This is a genomic window from Rhodococcus sp. OS5, assembly GCF_056837585.1.
In genome coordinates this window covers 3,808,197-3,824,470 of record NZ_CM166368.1, presented here as the reverse complement: position 1 = coordinate 3,824,470, position 16,274 = coordinate 3,808,197, and the positions used below count along the sequence as shown (strand labels likewise).

The following is a 16,274-nucleotide window of genomic DNA, read 5'->3' as shown; positions in this document are numbered from 1 at the left end:
CGATGCATAAACTGCTGGCCAGGATCAATTATTGACAAATTTCTTGGCGATATGCATGCATTCAGACAGGGTTCGAAACCCTCCGCGCCCACCGAAGAATTCAAGCCCCGATCTGCGTCGACGCAGATCGGGGTTTTTTCATTTTCGGCAACGAATTGTCCGCAATACGCCATTCTGGACGCATGTCCAGTTCTGTGATCGAAGTAGCCGTCGACCCGACGCGCGTGCATCCCACCCGTCCGCACATACACATCGCCGAGATGCCCAGTCTCATTGTTGCGTTGTTCCCGGGGCAGACGATCCGGGTTCGTTCCCAAAGCGACGCACTGGCGACCGGGATTGCCCGTGTCTGGGAAATCAACCGAATGCACCGCTTGATCTACCTGACGATCGACTGGGACGGGTAGAGATCGGCTCGTGCAGACACGTGACGGTTGGCCAGAGAACGAGCGTCGCTGCTACAACTACGCTCGTGCAGATTTCGGTTCGTTCGTCCCAGTCTCGATTCAATGCGCGAGCTGCCGGGCTTCTCCTCGGCTTCGTCGCGGATCGGGTCTTCGCCGATCCGGGGCGGTTCCATCCGGTTGCCGGCTTCGGAACCGCGGCTATCGCGCTGCAGAAGATGTCCTACCGGGACTCGCGCGCGGCCGGAACACTTCATGTTGCCGTGCTCTTGGCCGGCACCGCAGGACTTGGGCTCGCAGCCGAAAAAGTGTCGCGCCGGGCCGGTTGGGTGGCCGTCACGGGTACGACAGCGATGGCTACTTGGGCCGTGCTCGGCGGGACGTCGCTTGCACGCACCGGCATCGACATGGCCGCTCGATTGGAGGCGTCACAGGTCGATGGTGACCTGACGAAAGCGCGCGAGCTTCTCCCTTCACTGTGTGGACGCGATCCATCGGTACTGGGCGAGGACGGCCTCACGCGTGCAGCGCTGGAGTCGGTCGCCGAAAACACCTCGGATGCAAGCGTCGGTGCAATGTTCTGGGGTGCAATTGTGGGCGTGCCGGGTCTGTTCGTCTACCGCGCTGCCAACACACTCGACGCGATGATCGGCTACCGCTCCGAGAAATACCTCAGATTCGGGTGGGCTGCGGCGAGGTTCGACGACCTGGTCAACATCGTCCCCGCTCGGCTGACAGGTGCGCTGACGGCTGCGTGTGCACCGGTGGTAGGCGGCTCGGTTCAGGAATCACTGGCAGCGTGGAAACGCGACGCAGCGGCTCATCCAAGCCCCAATGCGGGCGTCGCGGAAGCGTCGGCGGCAGGGGCGTTGGGCATTTCGTTGGGTGGTCGGACCGAGTACGCGCACGGGGTGGAGATGCGTCCCGTCCTCGGCCGCGGGCCTGTGCCGACGCCGAACGATCTGCGCCGCGCGGCGAGGCTTTCGTCGGCGGTGCAGATCAGTGCAGCTGTGGTATCAGCGGGTATTGCCGTATCGATCGGCAAGTTTGGCTTCCTGCGCCGTCAGCGGCACTGATTCCGGCTCCGGCTTCTTGCGACGACTGAAGGTACGAGCCGGTTCGGCGGGGGATGAGGCAGGCGCGGACACCGGCGCTTCCGGGGTCGTCTCGGTAGCGGCGTCGTCCGCTGCGAAGCCGTCGACAGCTGCTTGAGCTGCCTTTTCCTTGCGACGTTCGCGCCACTCGGCGCGAATGAAGTAGGCCAGTCCGAGCGGCGCCATGATGCCGAACGCCAGCCACTGGAACCCGTACGAGAGGTAGGGGCCTGCATCGAGTTGGGGGAGAGGGATCGTCCCCAGGCCGCCGGGCTGGTCGGGTTCGAGTTGGATGTACGCGTCGATCAGGTCCGTTCCGATGAACTCGCCGATAGGTTGTGCGTCGATGGAGTAGACCTGTTTCGCGCCGTCCTCGAACATCGGAACTCGGCCGGGCGCGGTGCCTTCCGACAGACGCACGCGACCGTTGAGAGTGACCGGATCGGTCGGCGGCGCGGCGATGGGCGGTGCCTCGGCGCCGTTGATCGGCCGAACGTATCCGCGATTGACGAGGATCGTGCGGCCGTCGTCGAGAAGGAAAGGCGTCAGGATCTCGTACGACGGTGCGCCCTCGATGGACTGCAGTCGAACGAGGATGTCGGCGTCGGGCAGATAGGTGCCTGCCGCGGTGATGTTTCGCCATTCGTCGTCCGGTGCGATCGTCGAATCGGCGATGACGTCACCGATCGGCACGGTCTCCGCGTTGATCGAGTTCGAGATCAGATCATTGCGGTGCTCGGTCTTCGTGTTCTTGCCGAGCTGCCATGGGGCGAGCACGGTGAAGCACAGGTAGGCGAAGAGCCCGACCACAGCTGCCAGTACCAACCAACCGGGCCGCAACAGGAATTTCAGTCTTCGCACACGTCCACGGTATCCGTTGCCCGAACGGGAGTGAATTTTGCTCCGGGTTCAGGCCCGCTCGCGGATCCAGTCGAGTATGTCGGGAATGGCTGCTTCGATCTGGTCTCGCACCAGTTCGAAGTCCTCCTGATCCCCGTAGTACGGGTCCGGAACCGATTCTCCGTCAGCCTCGGGGTCGAACGATCGCAGTAGGCGCCGACGCTCGGTGGGCACGCCGAGATGAGCAAGCTCACGTTCATGGCCGGTGTCGAGGGCGACGACCAGATCGGCCGCGAGATGATCTGCATTGACCTGCGCGGCACTGTGGCCCGTCGGATATCCGGCCGCTCGGAGCACGACGTTGGTCCGCTCGTCGGCCTCGCTACCGGTGTGAAACCCCTCGGTACCTGCACTGCTGACACGGACTCGGTCGGCGAGGCCTTCACGGTCCAGATGCGCGAGCAAGATCTTTTCGGCCATCGGTGACCGGCAGATATTGCCGGTGCACACAAACGTCACATGAAGTGGTTCAGTCACGTGGAGTGGTTCAGTGGCGGCCATCGAGAAGTCCTCCCAGTTCGGATGCCGACGATACGGAGCGAAACGCTTGCCGCGCTTCCTCGGCGGAACCGTAGCCCCATTCGACGACGACGGTGGGGATGCCGTACTTCGCGGCGCCGAGCACGTCGTGATCACGGTCGCCGATCATGAGAACGTCGGGGGTTCCGCCGTCGGATGCGAGGACGGGAGTGATCCCGAGTGAGGTCAGCGAATGCGCGATCACATCGGGTTTAGCCCGACGAGTTCCGTCGTCACTCGCGCCGCCGATGAACTCGAAGTGCTCGGCCAGGCCGAAATGCTCGAGGATTCGAATGGCGAATCGCTCCGACTTGGAGGTGGCGACGGCCAGTCGGGTGCCGCTCGCGCGAGCCTTACCCAGGACGACGTCCATGCCTTCGTACACCGAGTTCTCCTGCCACCCGGTCGCGTCGTAACGCTCGATGTACGCGGCGATCGCCCGATCCACGTCCGCCGGGGCCATACCGAGTGACCTGAAGGTATCGACCATCGGCGGGCCGATCACCGATGCCAACATCGCTTCCGTCGGCTCCGGATGGCCGACAGTTGCCAACGCATGTCGGAAGCCGCCGTGAATGCCGGGAGCGGAATCGGTGATGGTGCCGTCCAGATCGAACAGAACTACGGGAAAACGGTCGAGGGGTGGTGTCGTCACGGCACTCATTGTCCCGGACGGCAGGGGTGATGTCCGCGCACGGTGCTCGACCGTAGGCTGACCGGGTGAGTACCGGAACGGTTGACCTGGAGAGCTTGCGACATCACGGCGATGTCGAAGCGGAGCCCGGGTTACTCGATTTTGCCGTCAACGTTCAAGGCTCCGGCCCGCCGAAGTGGTTGCGGGATCGGCTGGCCGCAGGGCTGGCGACGCTCGGTTCGTACCCGTCGGCCGCAGCGGAACTGAAGGCACGCGAAACGGTCGCGCAGCGGCACGGGCGCCAGCCCGAAGAGGTGTTGTTGCTCTCGGGCGGTGCCGAGGGATTCGCGATGCTGCCGCGTCTGGGCACTCGTTCGGCAGCGCTGATCCATCCGTCGTTCACCGAGCCGGAACTGGCACTGCGAGAGGCCGGTGTGCCGGTGACTCAAGTGATTCTGGAGCCGCCTTTCGAGCTCCGGACCGCGCAGGTACCCGAATCCGCGGACCTTGTCGTTCTGGGCAATCCGACCAACCCGACGTCCGTGCTTCACCCCAAGGCCGATGTGTTGGCATTGCGTCAGCCGGGCCGGATCCTGGTGGTGGACGAGGCCTTCGGCGACGCGGTCCCCGGCGAAACGGAGAGCATCGCCGGTGTCGAGTCGGCGGATGTACTGGTCCTTCGGAGCCTGACCAAGACGTGGGCGCTCGCCGGATTGCGGTGTGGATACGCGATCGGCTCTCCCGATCTTCTGGCTCGACTCAGTCACGGCCGAGCCCACTGGCCGTTGGGCAGTCTGCAGATCGAGGCCATCACGGCGTGCTGCGAACCGTTCGCCGTCGAGCAGTCGAGGATCAAAGCCGACGCGATTGCCGTGGACCGCCGAGACATGTCGCGGCGACTGACCGAGATCGGGATTGCCGTGCACGAACCCGCTGCGGGGCCGTTCGTGCTCATCGACGTCCGTGACGGCGCCACGATGCGAGAGCACCTGCGTGCCCGCGGAATCGCCGTCCGAAGGTGCGACACCTTTCCCGGACTCGGCCCGGATCGGCTGCGCGTGGCCGTCCGTCCAGCCGAGCAGGTTGCGGTACTGATCGAAGCGATGAAGGAGATCTTGTGAGTGGCCCAACCCTTGCGGACGTCATAGCCGTGCTGGAATCCGCTTATCCGCCGGCCCTGGCGGAATCGTGGGACTCGGTCGGCCTGGTCTGCGGCGATCCGGCCGACGCTGTGACGAGAGTGGTTTTCGCGGTGGATCCGACCGAGGCAGTGGTCGACGACGCCATCGCCTCCGGTGCCGACCTTCTGGTCGTTCACCATCCACTTCTGCTGCGTGGGGTGGACACCGTCGGTGCTCACACACCCAAAGGTGCGTTGGTTCACAAGCTCATCAAGGCGGGGTGCGCGCTGTTCTCGGCGCACACCAATGCGGACTCGGCCGACCCCGGAGTGTCCGACGCGTTGGCGCAGGCTCTGGGCCTGACCGTGCTGCGCCCGATCGAACCCAAGCCGACGCAGCCGCTCGACAAGTGGGTCGTCATGGTTCCGGTGGAGAATGCATCGGCCGTGCAGGATGCACTTTTCGAGGCCGGGGCTGGGCGGATCGGTGACTACAGCCAGTGCAGTTGGACCGTCACCGGTACGGGTCAGTTCCTGCCCGCCGACGGAGCGAATCCGACGATCGGGACCGTCGGCGCTGTGGAGCAGGTTCGCGAGAATCGTGTGGAGGTGATTGCCCCTCGCGGAAAGCGAAGCGCAGTGCTGGGCGCATTGCGTGCCTCCCATCCTTACGAGGAACCGGCCTTCGATGTCTTCGAACTCGCAGCGTTCCCCAGTTCACTCGGACTGGGGCGGTTGGGTGAGCTCGACCACCCCGAAACCTTGCGGGAATTCACCGCGCGAGTGGCGCGCTCACTGCCCTCGACCGAGTGGGGTGTTCGCGCGGCCGGAGATCCAGACGCGACCGTTCGTACCGTGGCGGTGTGCGGCGGTTCCGGCGACTCGTATCTCGACGTGGTGGCGGCACTGGGCGCCGACGTCTACGTCACTGCGGACCTGCGGCATCATCCCGCGGACGAGCATCTACGCGCCGGTGGCCCGGCTCTGGTCGATGTCGCGCACTGGGCGAGTGAATACCCGTGGTGCGCACAGGCGAAATCGGTGCTCGACGCCGCGTTTGCCGACAATCCGGAGTGGGAAAGCCGGGTTTCGACAATTCGCACCGATCCGTGGTGTTTGAGTGCGCATTAGTGCAGCGCTCTGCAAGGTACGGTTGCACGAACAATTCAAGAGCAGTTCTTCGAGAGCCGTCCTTCGCGAGCACTGCCGACATCGGACTTACAGCAGGAGTTATACAGCGTGAACGTCGAACCACAGGTGCAATCCAAGCTTCTCGACCTCGCCGGGGTGGATGCTGAGCTCACTCGGATCACCCACCGACGCGGAGCGCTTCCCGAGCAGCAGGAAGTCGAACGTCTCGAGGCCGAGGGAATCAGCCGTAAAGACGCGTCCGTAGCCGTCGAAATCCAGATCGACGACATCGATCGCGACATTCGCAAGCTCGAAGGCGAGGTCGACGCGGTTCGTCAGCGCGAGGATCGTGACCGCACACTCTTGCAGAGCGGGTCGGTCGGGGCGAAGCAGCTCACCGAACTCGAACACGAACTCGGCAGCCTGGTCCGGCGTCAGGGGCTCCTCGAAGACGAGTTGCTCGAAGTGATGGAGCAGCGTGAGGCGTTGCAGGCCGATCACGATCACGCCGGTGCCCAGCTGTCCCAGGCCGAAGAAGAGCTGATCGACGCCAAGCGTCGCCGCGACGATGCCGTCGCTGATCTGGACAAGGCGCAGGAGCGTTGCGCCGCCGATCGTGAACGACTCGTCGGTGAATTTCCCGCCGATTTCCTTGCTGTCTACGAGAAGCAGCGCAGCCTGGGCGGACCGGGCGCGGCGCTTCTGCAGGCACGCCGATGCGGCGCTTGCCGGATCGAGATCGACCGCGGCGAGATCTCCCGAATCGCCGCGACACCGGCCGACGTCGTAGTTCGTTGCCCAGAGTGCAATGCAATCATGGTGCGTACCAAGGAGTCCGGTCTGTGACTCTCTCGCAAGTCATCGTCGAGGCCGACGGTGGATCGCGGGGCAACCCCGGTCCGGCCGGCTACGGAGCGGTGGTGTTCGATGCCTCGCGCTCGGTGTTGGCCGAACGCAAGGAAAGCATCGGTATCGCGACCAACAACGTCGCCGAGTACCGCGGACTGATCGCCGGGTTGACCGCTGCCGGTGAACTCGGCGCGTCGACGGTCGACGTCCGCATGGATTCCAAGTTGGTCGTCGAGCAGATGTCCGGGCGCTGGAAGGTCAAGCACCCGGACATGATTCCGCTGCAGCGGCGCGCTGCCGAGCTGGCGACGCAGTTCTCGCGAGTGACCTACACGTGGATTCCTCGCGGCGAGAACTCTCATGCCGATCGCCTTGCCAACGAGGCGATGGACGCGGCTGCCGGCATCGAAACCGGCCCAGTCGCACCTTCGGCCCCCGCACCTGCTGCACCTGCCGCGCCGTCCGAAGAGACGTCGGAGCCGCAGATCGCCGGCTCTCCGGGATGGATCGCCACCACCGGCAAGCCGACACGAATGTTGTTGCTACGTCACGGACAGACAGCGATGTCGGTCGATCGCCGGTACTCCGGACGCGGGAATCCGGAGCTCACGGAACTGGGCCGCGCGCAGGCTGCCGGCGCAGCCGGACGCTTCGGGAACCGAGGCGGTATCGACGCCATCGTCTGCTCACCCCTCGGCAGAACACGTGAGACGGCAGAGGCATCGGCCCGCGTGCTCGGCTTACCCGTCGTCGAGCACAAGGGTTTGATCGAAACCGATTTCGGCGACTGGGACGGACTCACGTTCCGCGAGGCAGCCGAGCGTGACCCGGACCTGCATCGCGAATGGCTCTCGGACACTTCGGTGCGTCCACCGGGCGGCGAGAGTTTCGACGAGGTACGCGAACGAGTCGTCGCCGCGCGTGACGACCTGATCTCGACCTACGGCGGCGCGACGCTGTTGGTCGTCTCTCACGTCACCCCGATCAAGACTTTGGTGCAGCTGGCCCTCGATGCCGGGCCGTCGTTGCTGTACCGGTTGCATCTGGATCTGGCGTCGCTGAGTATCACCGAGTTCTATCCCGACGGGGGAGCCTCGGTCCGGTTGGTCAACGACACGTCACACCTTCGCTGAAAGAGCCCCGACGGCTGATCAGCCTCTGATCAGATCACCAACCACAGGGCGCTCACGGCGGCGAGCAGCGTCAGCGGCGTCGTGATGACCCCGAGCAGAGTGAATGTCGCCAGCGTGGGCGGTGCGCCCGCGCTGGTGGCGACTCGTCGCCAGAGCATCGTTGCCAGTGAGCCCACGTAGGTGAGGTTGGGGCCGAGGTTGACGCCGATCAACATCGCAAGCACCAGCGCTGGAGGTGCCGCCGTTCCGAGCGCTGCGATCATCAGCAAGGTTGCCGGCAGGTTGTTGACGAGATTGGACGCAACCGCCGCTACCGCGGCGACAAAGAGCAGTGAGCCGTAGCTGGTGTCGCCTGGCAGGATCTGCGCAATCCATTCGCCCACCGGCCCGTTCGCGACTCCGGCGACGATGATTCCGAGAACCAGGACGAACGCGCAGAACCAGAGGTCGGCAGCGTAGAGCATCTTGGCGGCGGTCGTACGGTGCCGAGCCAGAGCGATCGCTCCCAGGACACTCGCACCCACCACCGCGATCCAGGCGGGCTCGATCCCGAAGAAACCCGAAACCGCGAAACCGAGCAGCGTCATTCCGATCACCGTCAGCGGCAGAATCGGCGCAGGCGCAGATCTGGCTGCCACCGGCGGTTCGGCGCTGTCGCCCCGCGCGAGTTCCGAACGGAAGAACAGTCGAAAAATCAGGTACTCGACAGCGATCGTCACGACCCACGGCAACGCCATCAATGCGGTGAAGTGCAAGAACGTCAAACCTGTTGCGGCAAACGCGATGAGGTTGGTCAGGTTGGACACCGGCAGCAGGGTCGACGCCGAATTCGACAGGTGCGCACTGGCATAGGAATGCGGCCGGGGACTTGCTCCGATGGATCGTGCGGCCGCGATCACCGCGGGTGTCAGCAGCACGACGGTGGCGTCGAGGCTCAGGACCGCCGTGGTCAGGGCGGCGGCGCCGAACACATAGATCAGCAACCGGTGTGGATCGGCGAGGGATTTTTGCTGCAGGATCTGGCTGACCCAGCGAAAGACGCCGAGAGCATCGGCGGCATGAGCGAGAACCAGCACGGCAACCAGGAAGACGACGGTGGGTGCCATGCTCGCCAGTTCGTCGCGGGCTTCGTCGAGAGTTACGACGCCGGTCAGGAGAACGACGACAGCTGCCGGCCCGGCGATGACGATCTCGGGAAGCCCGCGTGGACGCACTATCGCGAAGACGAGGACGAGGGCGACGAGCAGGATCGGTAGAAGAGTCACGCGATGGTGCTCCGTGTCGGGGCGAGCGTCATTTGAGCAGTTTGTAGAGCGTGTTCAGGTTTCGGGTTGTGGTGAACGCCTTGAACTTCGGTTTTCCGGTGTTCCTGCCGAACGCGCTCTTGACGGTCTGCCCCTTCTCGACCTCCCAGTACAGGACTCCGTCGCCTGCCGCCACACGCTCGACCGAGGCATCGAGTTGCGCTGCTGCAGTGCTCAATTCCTCCAGGATTTCCGGCTCGGAGGCAACCATCGCATAAGCATGCCAACCCTCGCGTTCGCGCTCGAACGGGTAGTTGTCCACGATCGCCTGCAGTGTCGGAAGGTCGAGGACGAACACCCAAGCCTCGTAGCCGAACTCGCGGGCAAGGGCGGATTCGATCTGTTTCTTCAGCGTCGGGATGTCGGTGCTCGGACTGTCGAACAGAACGTTGCCTGAGGCCAACACGGTTTTCACCCCTTGGAATCCGAGGTCACCGAAGACTCTCGCCAGGTCCGCCATCTTGATGTTGATGCCGCCCACGTTGATGCCGCGTAGCAGGGCCACGTACCGAGTCATACGGTGACCATAGTGCCGGCCACCGACAGGCGCCCGGTAGCATACGGGGGCGGACGAGTTGGCCGGGCGGCCGCGGCTTCTGGAACCAGCGCGTATCGCGCACAGGCCTGGGGCCGAGGAAAGTCCGGACTCCACAGAGCAGGGCGGTTGTTAACGGCAACCCGAGGCAACTCGCGGGACAGTGCCACAGAAAACAGACCGCCTGCCTTTCGAGGCAGGTAAGGGTGAAACGGTGCGGTAAGAGCGCACCAGCACCTCGGGTGACCGGGGTGGCTAGGTAAACCCCGCCCGGAGCAAGGTTGAAGGTCGCATCGCTCGCGGTGCGGCTGCGCAGGTGTTCGAGGGCTGCTCGCCCGAGCCTGCGGGTGAACCGCTTGAGGCACCCGGCGACGGTGTGCCCAGATGGATGGTCGCCACTCGGCACTTCGGTGCCGCAGGACAGGATCCGGCTTACACGCCGACTCGTCCGCCCGCGATCTGCAAGAGAGCACAAAGAAGACCCCCACCGGATCGGTGGGGGTCTTCTCTATGGTCGAAAGCTGTCAGACAGGCTTGATGACCAGCAGCGTAGCCCAGTACGTTGCCGCGTCATGGCCCATGAGCGGGAGGAGGTAATCGTAAAGAATTGCGGACATGCGCACTCCATTTTCTGTTCGTAGCTTGTGTTGGGCATTCAAGCAGAACTCACCGTTCGAATGTCCGGTTCTCACCTGCCAGGCCAAGTAGAAAGAATATCAGTCTCACAGCGATCTACAAGCTTCTATCTCACTCTGATGTCACACTGTGGATATGACTGATGAAGATCGACTCTGGTACTTCGACGTGTCCGACGGTTCCGTCACGCAGGGAAAGGGTGCGTCCTCGCTGACGAGGATGGGGCCGTACCCTGATCGGGACTCTGCCGAGCATGCATTGAAGATCGCTGCCGAACGCAACAAAGCCGCCGATCGGGCAGACGAAGACTGGAACAACTGAGCCTTGGAATAACTGAGCCTTGGAACAGTCGGGACTCGAACAACTGGGACCGGTACTGCTGCTACACCGGCCCGAACCGATCATGGAGGATGCGTGCCCGCAAGTCGAATGATGGTGCAGGGAATCGACTTCGGAGTGGTTCGGGCGGAGTTCGACTTGCCAGGAGCATTCTCGGCTGCGGCGCAGGCCGAGGCCGAGAATGCCGTGGATCGTTTCGGTGCCGGGCGTGTCGACGAAACGGGTATCGCCTTCGTGACCATCGACCCTCCCGGATCGATGGATCTCGACCAGGCAGTGCACATCGAGAAGATCTCGACCGGGTACGTCGTGCACTACGCGATCGCCGACGTCGCGGCGGTGGTGACGCCGGGTGGCGCTCTCGACATCGAAACCCGCAAGCGGGGCCAAACCTTCTATCTCCCGGACGGTTCCGCCCCGCTGCATCCCCGAGCGTTGTCGGAGGGATCGGCGAGTCTGCTGCCGGACGTGGTTCGCCCCGCCGCGCTGTGGCGGATCGAACTCGACGCGCAGGCCGAGCCGACGTCGTGGCAGGTGAGACGCGCTCTCGTGAAATCGGTGGCACGTCTGGACTATTCGACCGTGCAGCGCGATGCCGACGCGGGAACCTTGCATCCGTCCATCGCCGCACTACCGGAGTTCGGACGATTGCGCAGTGTCTCGGCGGTTGCCAGGGGTGCCATCGAGCTGAAACTGCCCGAGCAGTCAGTGGTTCGGGATCAGTCGGAGGACGAGTCCTCGGCTCGCTGGCGGATCGAACTGGAGCCACGTACCGAAGCGGACGACTGGAACGCAGAAGTGTCGCTGCTGACCGGGATGTGTGCCGGCCGCATGATGATCGACGCAGGTATCGGGTTGCTTCGCACGCTGCCGCCGGCCGAGGAGTCCGCGGTTCGGACCTTGCGGAGAACTGCAGTGGCGCTGGGTATCACGTGGCCGGAGGGGCAAAGCGTCGGGCAGATTCTTGCCGGACTCGATTCCAACGAGCCGTCGACTATGGCGCTGATGTCGGTTGCGCCGTCGTTGCTGCGCGGGGCAGACTACGCGGCCTTCGACGGCCGACTACCGGAGTTGACGGTGCATGCGGGGATCGGAGCGCCCTACGCTCACGTGACTGCTCCGCTGCGCCGGCTGTCCGACCGCTTCAGCACCGAGGTGTGTCTGGCGATCACAGCTGGTACGCCGGTACCGGAATGGGCGCGCACTGCACTTCCCGAGCTGCCCGACATCATGAGTGGGTCCGACTCACTGGCGAACAAGGTCGACCGTGCGTGCATCGATCTGACCGAGTCCACGCTGCTCGACGGCCGGGTCGGCGAGGTCTTCGACGCAGTGGTGATGCGCGCCAAGGACGGAAAGCGCTCGGCGGAAGTGTTTGTCCCGTCGGTCGCGGTGATTGCGAAATGCGTCGGAACGCCCGACGACGGTGAGCGCGCAAAGGTGCGACTCACCGCCGTCGACACCGTCAAACGGACGGTGGAATTCACGTTCCCGGCGTAGGGAGTTACCGGTAAGAATCGGTGGCTTCCACCAGGTGATGCATGATGCCGGGCTCCATCGCGGAGTGTCCCGCGTCGTCGACGATCACGAGCTTGGATTCGGGCCACGCCTTGTGCAGCGCCCAGGCGCTGGTGGCGGGGCAGACGACGTCGTAGCGGCCCTGGACGATCGTCCCCGGAATGCCGTGCAGTGCGGAGCTTTTGCGTAGGAGCTGACCCTCGTCGAAGAATCCGCCGTTGACGAAGTAGTGGTTCTCGATACGGGCGAAAGCCAAGGCGAATCGGGTCTCGGAGTTCTGTTCGATCTTGTCCGCCTGTGGGTACAGGTAGCTCGTCGATCCTTCCCAGGCCGACCAGGCGATCGCTGCCCGGGCTGCGACGTCGGGGTCTTCGGAATGGAGCAGTTGGTGATGGACCGCGACGAGGTCTTCGCCGCGCTGCGCCTCGGGTACCGGTTCGAGGAATTTGTCCCAGCGCTCCGGGAAGATGTTTCCCGCGCCGCCGTTGTAGTACCAGTCGATCTCGCTACTACGCAGGAGGAAGATCCCGCGCAGGACCAGCTCAGTGACGCGCGTAGGAAACGTTTCGGCGTAGGCGATGGACAGCGTGGAACCCCAGGACCCGCCGAAAACCATCCACTTGTCGATCGAAAGATGTTCGCGCAGGGCTTCGATGTCGGCCAGCAGCTTGTCCGTCGTGTTCACCGACAGGTCGGCGCCGTCGCCAACGTGAGGGGTGGACCGCCCGCAGCCGCGCTGGTCGAGTAGAACGATGCGGTATGCGGCCGGATCGAAGAACTGGCGTACCGCCGGTTGCGCACCACCGCCGGGGCCACCGTGCAGGAACACCACCGGCTTGCCGTCCGGATTTCCGCTGACTTCCCAGTACATGCTCTGGCCGTCACCGACATCGAGGAAGCCGGTGACGAAAGGCTCGATCGGGGGATACAGACTCCGGAGAGTCGACGGCTGCCCTGAAGTGGCTGACGTGTCGGTCATCAGAAGCCCACCAGGCCGGAGGCGAGATCGGGGATCTCGAGTGCGGAAATCGCGCCGCTCCGGACGTCGGGGCACGCGGCTGAGGTTGCCGCGTCGATGCTTTCGCGGTTCTGAGCGAGATCGAGCAGGTTGATGCCGTTCTGCGTCGCCCACGTGATGACGATCGTGTTCAGTCCGCCCTTGCCGAGCGTCGGGGTGACGGTCCGCCAGTTCTGCAGCTGCCCTTCCATATCCGAGCACAACTGCTGGACTTGAGCGTCGGTGAACGTCGAACCGGACGCGGTTGTTGCCGGCGCCGTCGTGGTGGAACTCGCGGGCGTAGTGCTGCTGGGCGCGGGAGAGTTGGTGGACCCTCCCGCGCATCCGCTCAGCACCGTGACGAGAGCTGCCGCGCCGACTACAGCTGCGGCAGTAGAACTTCGACGGTTACCGATCATTGAACGCACCCCTGGCTGGTTGAGAGACAGGCGGCGTTCGCCGGTCTCGGATCAGAAACTGTGTTCTGCGGCCGGGAAAGCGCCAGTGCGAACTTCTGATGCATAGGCTGCGGCTGCGGAACGCAGTTCGTCACCGACGTTACCGAAACGCTTGACGAACTTGGCTGTCTTACCACTCGTGTAACCCGCCATGTCCTGCCAGACGAGTACCTGAGCGTCGCATTCGGAACCGGCCCCGATGCCGACGGTGGGGATGGTGAGTTTGCGGCTGACCTGGCCCGCAATCTCGGCCGGAACCATTTCCATGACGACGGAGAACGCCCCGGCTTCCTGGACTGCAATGGCGTCCGCCACAAGCTGCTCGGCCGCGTCGCCGCGACCCTGGACGCGGAATCCGCCGAGCGAGTTCACGCTCTGCGGGGTGAATCCGACGTGAGCCATGACGGGGATGCCGGCCGAGGTGATAGCCGCGATCTGCTTACTCATCCGCTCGCCGCCCTCGAGCTTGACGGCGTGCGCGAGGCCTTCCTTCATGAACCGCGTCGCAGTCGACAGGGCCTGCTCGGCGGAACCCTCGTAGGTGCCGAAGGGGAGGTCGGCGACGACGAGTGCGTGCGGCGCGCCGCGAACGACGCCACGCACGAGCGGGAGCAGTTCGTCGACGGTGATCGGCACGGTGGTGTCGTAGCCGTAGACGACGTTGGCGGCAGAGTCGCCGACGAGCAGCACCGGGATGCCTGCGTCTTCGAAGATGCGTGCCGTGGAGTAGTCGTAAGCGGTGAGCATCGACCAGCGTTCGCCGTTCTGCTTCATCTCGGCGAGGTGGTGAATGCGCGTCTTACGCTTCGGTGCATCGGTAGAGCTTGCAGTGGGTACAGAAACTGCACTGGGTACAGAACCGTAGAGAGGTGTTTCGGACATCGTTGTCCCTTTCTGGCCTCGAGGCCCTGAGCGTTGATCGCCTTCGGGTCCCCGGGTGTGGGTGATGACGTGTTCAGTCTGCCACCGGACATCGCCGACACGAATAGTTGACGGGGTGCAATGGGTCACATCACCGCGCGCGTATCAGGTAGGTGCCGAGACGAGGCGAACCGCTGGCTATCGCGGTTTCCTGGCACCATCGATGGCATGTCGAAGTTCGTTCGCCTCTCCGGTGCCCTCGCCGGAAGCGCAGCAGTGCTCGTGTTGGTTGTCGGTTGCACCAGTTCGGAAGGCACGCCCGAATCAGTGGAACCTGCTGGTTCTGCCGCGTCCGCGGTGCCGTCCGGCCTCGAGAAATTCTACGAGCAGACGCTCGACTGGGGTTCGTGCGACCAATTCGTCGAAGAAGGAACTGCGCCGCTGGGGCGTGGTGTCGACTGCGCCGAGGTGAGCGTTCCCGTCGACTACGCGAATCCGAACGGCGACACCGCGAAGGTGGTGATCTCGCGTTCGAAGGCAACCGGCGACCGCATCGGCTCACTGTTGCTGAACCCCGGCGGGCCGGGTGGGTCCGGGCTGTCGATGGCGACCTCGGGTTCGGGCACCGAATTGCAGGAACGTTTCGACATGATCGGCTTCGATCCGCGGGGGATCGGGGCGTCGACCCCGCAGGTTCGGTGTTTGACGCCGGAGGAGACCGACGCGGAGCGTGCGGAGGTCAACGTCGACATGACGCCGGAGGGCATCGCTCTCGCCGAGGCGGACAGCAAGGACTACGCCGCCAAGTGCGCTGAGCGGACCGGTACGGAGTTCCTCGCTCATGTCGGTACCTACGAGGTGGTGCGAGATATGGACGTCATTCGGGGCGTTCTCGGCGATCCGAAGATGAACTACCTCGGGTTCTCGTACGGGACCCGGCTCGGATCCACGTACGCGGAAACCTTTCCGCAGAACGTCCGAGCGATGGTCCTCGACGGCGCGCTCGACCCCGAGCAGGATCCGGTCGACGAAGTGGTCTTGCAGGGGCAGGGCTTCCAAGGCGCGTTCGACGCCTTTGTCGCCGACTGTGTCTCGCGAACGGATTGCCCGCTGGGTGATGATCCGGCGCAGGCGCAGGCACGCTTTCAGGCACTCGTCGATCCGTTGATCGAGAAGCCGGCACAGACCACCGATCCGCGCGGGCTGAGTTATTCCGACGCGATCACGGGCGTGCAGCAGGCTCTGTATTCGCCACAGTTGTGGACGCCGCTGCGTGGGGGTCTGTCGAGTCTGGCCGACGGACGCGGCGACTCGCTGCTCAATCTCGCCGACATGTACGAAGGCCGTGAGGATGACGGCAGCTACTCCAACATCAACGACGCGTTCAACGCCATTCGCTGCGTGGACGATCCGGCAACCACCGACCGCGCCGAGGCCGGCGAATCCGACACTCGGTACCGCGAGGCGGCGCCGTTCCTCGACGACGGCCGCGGGACGGGTCAAGCGCCGCTCGACCTGTGCGCGTTCTGGCCCGTTCCGGCTACCGGCAGCCCTCACGCGCTCGACCCCCAGGCGCTCGCTGACGCCGGTCTGCCGCAGCTGGTCGTCGTGTCCACGACGCAGGATCCGGCGACCCCCTATCAGGCCGGAGTGGATCTCGCGAAGCAGTTGGGCGCTGCTCTGATCACGTTCGACGGAACCCAACACACGGTGGTTCTGGACGGAAACTCCTGCGTCGACGATGCCGTCGTCGACTACTTCGTTTACTTGAAGGCTCCGGAAGAGGGTCTGACATGTTAGCCGGCGCGACGCCGTACGCTGCGCCTATTCGATGGTGACCAA

17 protein-coding genes and 1 other RNA gene are annotated in these 16,274 nt (G+C 64.3%); 10 read left to right on the top strand and 8 right to left on the bottom strand.

The features are described from left to right. Positions 1-182: 182 nt before the first annotated feature. Together ACVZUB_RS17715 and ACVZUB_RS17710 are read left to right on the top strand one after the other, a co-directional pair. Complete coding sequence (locus ACVZUB_RS17715; RefSeq protein WP_054782235.1) at positions 183-407, top strand: hypothetical protein; 225 nt, start codon at positions 183-185, stop codon at positions 405-407. Between the two features lie 65 nt (positions 408-472). Next, positions 473-1,480, top strand: a complete 1,008-nt coding sequence (locus ACVZUB_RS17710; RefSeq protein WP_341514400.1) for a cobalamin biosynthesis protein — start codon at positions 473-475, stop codon at positions 1,478-1,480. Here ACVZUB_RS17710 and ACVZUB_RS17705 read toward each other — a convergent pair. Genes ACVZUB_RS17705 through ACVZUB_RS17695 form a run of 3 tightly spaced genes read right to left on the bottom strand, consistent with a single transcriptional unit; the run spans position 1,421 to position 3,581 of the window. Beyond that, entirely contained in the window at positions 1,421-2,359 is a 939-nt protein-coding gene (locus tag ACVZUB_RS17705; RefSeq protein ID WP_204856013.1) for an SURF1 family cytochrome oxidase biogenesis protein, read from the bottom strand. The two genes, ACVZUB_RS17710 and ACVZUB_RS17705, sit on opposite strands and share 60 nt — an antisense overlap. 48 nt (positions 2,360-2,407) lie before the next feature. Then, positions 2,408-2,899: a low molecular weight protein-tyrosine-phosphatase gene (locus ACVZUB_RS17700; RefSeq protein ID WP_007735468.1), complete on the bottom strand. Its 492-nt coding sequence runs from the start codon at positions 2,897-2,899 to the stop codon at positions 2,408-2,410. Beyond that, complete coding sequence (locus ACVZUB_RS17695; protein ID WP_042445748.1) at positions 2,886-3,581, bottom strand: HAD hydrolase-like protein; 696 nt, start codon at positions 3,579-3,581, stop codon at positions 2,886-2,888. Before ACVZUB_RS17695 ends, ACVZUB_RS17700 begins: the two co-directional genes overlap by 14 nt. A 56-nt stretch (positions 3,582-3,637) precedes the next feature. Here ACVZUB_RS17695 and cobC point away from each other — a divergent pair, with 56 nt between their 5' ends. From cobC to ACVZUB_RS17675, 4 genes are all read left to right on the top strand, one after another. Next, on the top strand, positions 3,638-4,672 hold the full coding sequence (cobC, locus tag ACVZUB_RS17690) for an Rv2231c family histidinol phosphate aminotransferase CobC (RefSeq protein WP_482627574.1): 1,035 nt from the start codon (positions 3,638-3,640) through the stop codon (positions 4,670-4,672). Next, on the top strand, positions 4,669-5,802 hold the full coding sequence (locus ACVZUB_RS17685; protein WP_030537562.1) for a Nif3-like dinuclear metal center hexameric protein: 1,134 nt from the start codon (positions 4,669-4,671) through the stop codon (positions 5,800-5,802). Before cobC ends, ACVZUB_RS17685 begins: the two co-directional genes overlap by 4 nt. Positions 5,803-5,910: 108 nt before the next feature. Further along, complete coding sequence (locus ACVZUB_RS17680) at positions 5,911-6,648, top strand: zinc ribbon domain-containing protein (RefSeq protein WP_482627573.1); 738 nt, start codon at positions 5,911-5,913, stop codon at positions 6,646-6,648. Beyond that, positions 6,645-7,784, top strand: a complete 1,140-nt coding sequence (locus tag ACVZUB_RS17675) for a bifunctional RNase H/acid phosphatase (RefSeq protein WP_030537561.1) — start codon at positions 6,645-6,647, stop codon at positions 7,782-7,784. The genes ACVZUB_RS17680 and ACVZUB_RS17675 overlap by 4 nt, the downstream gene beginning before the upstream one ends. Positions 7,785-7,813: 29 nt before the next feature. Here the strand turns inward: ACVZUB_RS17675 and ACVZUB_RS17670 are convergent, their stop codons facing one another. Together ACVZUB_RS17670 and ACVZUB_RS17665 are read right to left on the bottom strand one after the other, a co-directional pair. After that, positions 7,814-9,049, bottom strand: a complete 1,236-nt coding sequence (locus ACVZUB_RS17670) for an SLC13 family permease (RefSeq protein ID WP_007735459.1) — start codon at positions 9,047-9,049, stop codon at positions 7,814-7,816. A 28-nt stretch (positions 9,050-9,077) separates the two neighbouring features. Beyond that, on the bottom strand, positions 9,078-9,605 hold the full coding sequence (locus ACVZUB_RS17665; RefSeq protein ID WP_007735458.1) for a DUF1697 domain-containing protein: 528 nt from the start codon (positions 9,603-9,605) through the stop codon (positions 9,078-9,080). 54 nt (positions 9,606-9,659) lie between these two features. Here ACVZUB_RS17665 and rnpB point away from each other — a divergent pair. From rnpB to ACVZUB_RS17650, 3 genes are all read left to right on the top strand, one after another. Beyond that, positions 9,660-10,074: RNase P RNA component class A (gene rnpB / locus ACVZUB_RS17660), an RNA gene on the top strand. 320 nt (positions 10,075-10,394) lie between these two features. Continuing rightward, entirely contained in the window at positions 10,395-10,580 is a 186-nt protein-coding gene (locus ACVZUB_RS17655) for a hypothetical protein (protein ID WP_007735457.1), read from the top strand. Positions 10,581-10,688: 108 nt separating this feature from the next. Continuing rightward, positions 10,689-12,098, top strand: a complete 1,410-nt coding sequence (locus ACVZUB_RS17650) for an RNB domain-containing ribonuclease (RefSeq protein WP_482628540.1) — start codon at positions 10,689-10,691, stop codon at positions 12,096-12,098. Positions 12,099-12,102: 4 nt separating this feature from the next. Here the strand turns inward: ACVZUB_RS17650 and pip are convergent, their stop codons facing one another. Genes pip through panB form a run of 3 tightly spaced genes read right to left on the bottom strand, consistent with a single transcriptional unit; the run spans position 12,103 to position 14,453 of the window. After that, entirely contained in the window at positions 12,103-13,095 is a 993-nt protein-coding gene (pip, locus tag ACVZUB_RS17645; protein ID WP_482627572.1) for a prolyl aminopeptidase, read from the bottom strand. After that, a complete protein-coding gene (locus ACVZUB_RS17640; protein ID WP_007735455.1) occupies positions 13,095-13,532 on the bottom strand; it encodes a hypothetical protein in 438 nt (145 codons plus the stop codon). The genes pip and ACVZUB_RS17640 overlap by 1 nt, the downstream gene beginning before the upstream one ends. 51 nt (positions 13,533-13,583) lie before the next feature. Continuing rightward, on the bottom strand, positions 13,584-14,453 hold the full coding sequence (panB, locus tag ACVZUB_RS17635) for a 3-methyl-2-oxobutanoate hydroxymethyltransferase (RefSeq protein ID WP_064074745.1): 870 nt from the start codon (positions 14,451-14,453) through the stop codon (positions 13,584-13,586). Positions 14,454-14,660: 207 nt separating this feature from the next. Between panB and ACVZUB_RS17630 the strand changes: the two genes are divergently transcribed. Beyond that, entirely contained in the window at positions 14,661-16,232 is a 1,572-nt protein-coding gene (locus tag ACVZUB_RS17630) for an alpha/beta hydrolase (RefSeq protein WP_030537557.1), read from the top strand. The last annotated feature ends 42 nt before the right edge of the window (positions 16,233-16,274 follow it).